Below are 3549 nucleotides of genomic sequence, written 5' to 3'. Positions count from 1 at the left end.
AAATGGAATAGCTACAATTTTACTTATAATTTTTATTGACCCTAAAATATCTATTCTTGCTGATGACGTAATAAATCAAAAGGGAAGTTACCTTAATCTCAAGGGTGTATCTCTTATGATGGTTACTTCTCGTTTATTAGGAACGATTCTAGCCCAAGTATTTTTTATTCCAGGGGCAGGATATATTGCGTGGTTTACTAAATTTATTGTCTAATAAATATCTGATTTCTTAATCAACTAACGGGTGCGTTAGCTGAAGATCAGAGCTGTCTAAAAGGCAGCTTTTTCTTATACAACTATCGGGGCAGGATAGTTGTATAAGGAAAATATTAAAAATTTCCCTCAAATTACATAAAAAGGTACAATTATTTAAAGTAGTGAAAGATAGATGAGGGATTTGTTATGAAAATTAGTCAAACCAGGAATTTTAAATTGGTCGCTAAATTAAATAAATATGTACACGATTTACATTCAAATTTATACCCTAAATACTTTAAGGAATATAACTATGAGAACGTGAAGGAAGTTTTCAAAAGTCTGATTAATAACGAAAGTTTTATTTTCCTTTTGTTAGAAGATAATGAAGAAGCACTTGGCTATGCTTGGATAGAGATAAGAGAATATCCGGAAAATGCATTTAAAAAAGGATATAAGTCCGTTTATGTACACCAGATTAGCATAGTGGATACAAAGAGGAATAATGGTTATGGTTCAAGTCTTATGGAATGTATATATGAAATTGCGAACGATCGAGGAATAGATTTAATAGAATTAGATTATTGGTTTGAGAACAGTGTTGCAAAGGACTTTTATAAAAAGCAAAATTTTATAAAGTACAGAGAGTTTGTTTATAAGCAGTTGTAGTTTCTTGTTTTAACTAGGGGCAGATCAATTGAACAAAAAATATAAAAGAGCTGTAGCGATCAGCTCCATTCCCTTAATAGGCCACCCCCAATCTCAAAATGGAAAATGATAAAAATAAGTACCTATTTATGGTGGTTAACCAGAAAGGATGGATCATAATGCATGCGATAGTGAAGAAATCAGTCTTCGCCTACAATCTATCTATTATTTTATTTGTTTTTAATTTCGCGATGATAGCTACTTATTTATTAAGTTATTATGGTTTTATCCCATCTACTTGGATGGATGTATTGATTTATAATCCAATTATCTCTTTTATTGCTTTCTTGCTTATTCAAATTAAATTAAAAAAAAGACACCACTTTTATATTTTTTTCAGGTTGTTAATCTAATGTTATTTTTTGTTCCGATAGGTATATTGATATATGCCATATATAAGTTCCTTACCTATTAATAATTTGTGGTTAAAAAGCATTTTTGTTATCGATACAAAGGTCGCTAGGAATCAAGAAAAATGTACGGAAGACCTTTTTTTACAAGAGAAAGTTTCAGTGAATTAAAGAAATGTGAGATAGTTCATTTCACTTATTTATCCGAATATAAAAAAGAGGTTTAGATGAGATTGTGAAACATTGTAATTAAACTAACGGGTGCTTTACTTCCATAAGGAGGTTGCTGAGGCAGCCTTTTTCTTATGGAACTAAAGGGGCAGATTAGTTGAACCGTGCTTTTTGATCTATTCAACAATTGGGCCATATAGTTGAATATGTTCTGTAATTCGAAAAAATAAACCTTTTTAAACTTTATGGGTGGCATTACTTAAATAAGAAAAGCGAAGAAACATTTAAATAAGTATGTTTTTTGTTTGTAAAAAAAGCATTTCTATATAGAGGTGCTATTTTTTATTACTTATTTTGTATACATATTCACTTGTACATTCGTTTAATTAGATGAAAGGAGGAAGAAATGAAATATGAGTTAGAAGACTTCCTAAAAGAAAAAATGAAGATGCTCTTTCGATATTTACTTAAAATGGGCGTTAACGAAATGGATGCACAGGACATTATCCAGGATACGATGATAAAGGCATGGTCTTACTTGGGAGAGATTGACCCGGCGAAGCTGAATTCTTGGTTGTTTAGAGTAGCTGTAAACCAATTCTATGACTTGTGTCGGAAGCAGAAACGCGCAGTATACATTCCTATTCATCCAGCCCACATAATTGAAGAAGAAGGTCCAGAATCTTTGGTGTTGACGGAAGAACAGAAACATGAATTTCAAGGATTATTGGATCAAGTTAAACCTGACTACAAACATATTCTCCTCATGAAATATGAATTTAATATGTCTTATAAGGAAATTGCCCAAACTTTAGATATAAAAGAGGAAACAGTGAAAACATGGTTGTACCGAGCAAGGAAACAATTCGAAAAGGTATATGGGAGGTCGGAACATGGAAAAAAATGATGAGATCGTATTGGATGATCAAAAAGTTAATAATATGGTCAAAAAGGCAAAGAGGAAAACGCTGATTAAGCAAGTTTTGATATCGATAATCGTAACACTGATTCTTGTCCCCGTAATACTCATTGGTATTTTGCAATTGACCTATAGAGGAGCAGACAATATGAGTCGAGACATTGGAATGGTTGATCAAATTACCCGCCCTAATTACAAATTACTAGGTGATGTTACTAGAAGGAATTTGTTTGGTGGCGAAGTAGAGTATGACGCATATAAAATAATCGAGGGAACTCCAATACTATGGGGTAAAGAGGTCTATGAATATAGCTTTCGCAACAGTTTTAGCAGAATTGATGACCGGAATCCTTTCGAATTCGGTGAAGAAGATGCAAGCACCCGACATTTTTATCACGGTGATACCTTGCAAAGGGAAATGCAATTTTATCATCCGAAAGGTAAGTATACCGGTTACTTAAATGATGTTTCTTTGTTAGAAGGTCATCCAGACAAAGTAGCTGAAATGGCGATTTCTTTTAATAAAAGTTACACGGTTCAAGATATAAAAAAAATGCTGCCTGATCAAATAACGCCAGTGTGGTACTGGGTTGACACGAATGAAAACCTGAAAAATTTGGAGGATATGCCCGAAGTTGCACATTACGTATATGGATTTGATGCAGAGCCAGGATACATCGAGTATGGGGATGGAACGGAGAAGGATTTTATTCTTGCTGTAGAAAGTGGAATGAAAATGAAAGGGAAGTATAAAAACGAGTATAAAAGAATCTATGATTTTTTAAGAAAGGAAAAGAAGGAGCCATCACCCGATGACGTAAAGGTTATTGGTGTAGTAGTGACCGGCACCACGGAAAACCTTAAGAATTTAAGTGATCAACCCTATGCAAAGGCAATTGTTTTAGGTGCGGTTGTTGATAGAAAGTAAAGTTTAGTTTTTGAGATTATAAAAGATATTATTACGGAATAACTCCGCAGCAATTTAATTTAAAATATTTCTTCAACAATCGGGTGCGTTAGAGCCATAAGAAGGCCGCCAACTGGCGGCCTTTTGAACCTATGATTCTTCCCATTATCATACATTCAAATTCAAGGGAAAGTACCCTTAATTAACTAAACCAGCTAATAGTTAGTCAACATTTTTCAATGAAAACTTAAAATATTTCATGCTATACTGAATTTGTGCATGCCAAATAACCTTCCAAT

At 33.2% G+C, this 3549-nt stretch carries 4 protein-coding genes; all 4 read left to right on the top strand.

The features are described 5' to 3' along the window. The coding region (locus ACIQZD_RS26110) for a lipid II flippase family protein (RefSeq protein ID WP_402907792.1) at positions 1-214 on the top strand (214 nt) is incomplete at its 5' end. Positions 215-402: 188 nt separating this feature from the next. After that, positions 403-864, top strand: coding sequence for a GNAT family N-acetyltransferase (locus tag ACIQZD_RS26105; RefSeq protein WP_402907789.1), 462 nt, complete (start codon positions 403-405; stop codon positions 862-864). Positions 865-1830: 966 nt separating this feature from the next. Beyond that, positions 1831-2331: an RNA polymerase sigma factor gene (locus tag ACIQZD_RS26100; protein WP_402907786.1), complete on the top strand. Its 501-nt coding sequence runs from the start codon at positions 1831-1833 to the stop codon at positions 2329-2331. After that, the gene (locus ACIQZD_RS26095) at positions 2318-3271 is read left to right on the top strand and encodes an anti sigma factor C-terminal domain-containing protein (RefSeq protein ID WP_402907783.1); all 954 of its coding nucleotides are present in this window, start codon (positions 2318-2320) and stop codon (positions 3269-3271) included. The genes ACIQZD_RS26100 and ACIQZD_RS26095 overlap by 14 nt, the downstream gene beginning before the upstream one ends. The last annotated feature ends 278 nt before the right edge of the window (positions 3272-3549 follow it).

The sequence above is a fragment of the Peribacillus sp. NPDC096447 genome (genome assembly GCF_044762725.1).
Classification (GTDB): Bacteria; Bacillota; Bacilli; order Bacillales; family DSM-1321; genus Peribacillus.
Note: the sequence above shows the minus strand (reverse complement) of the source record. Positions and strands in the feature narration are given on the sequence as shown.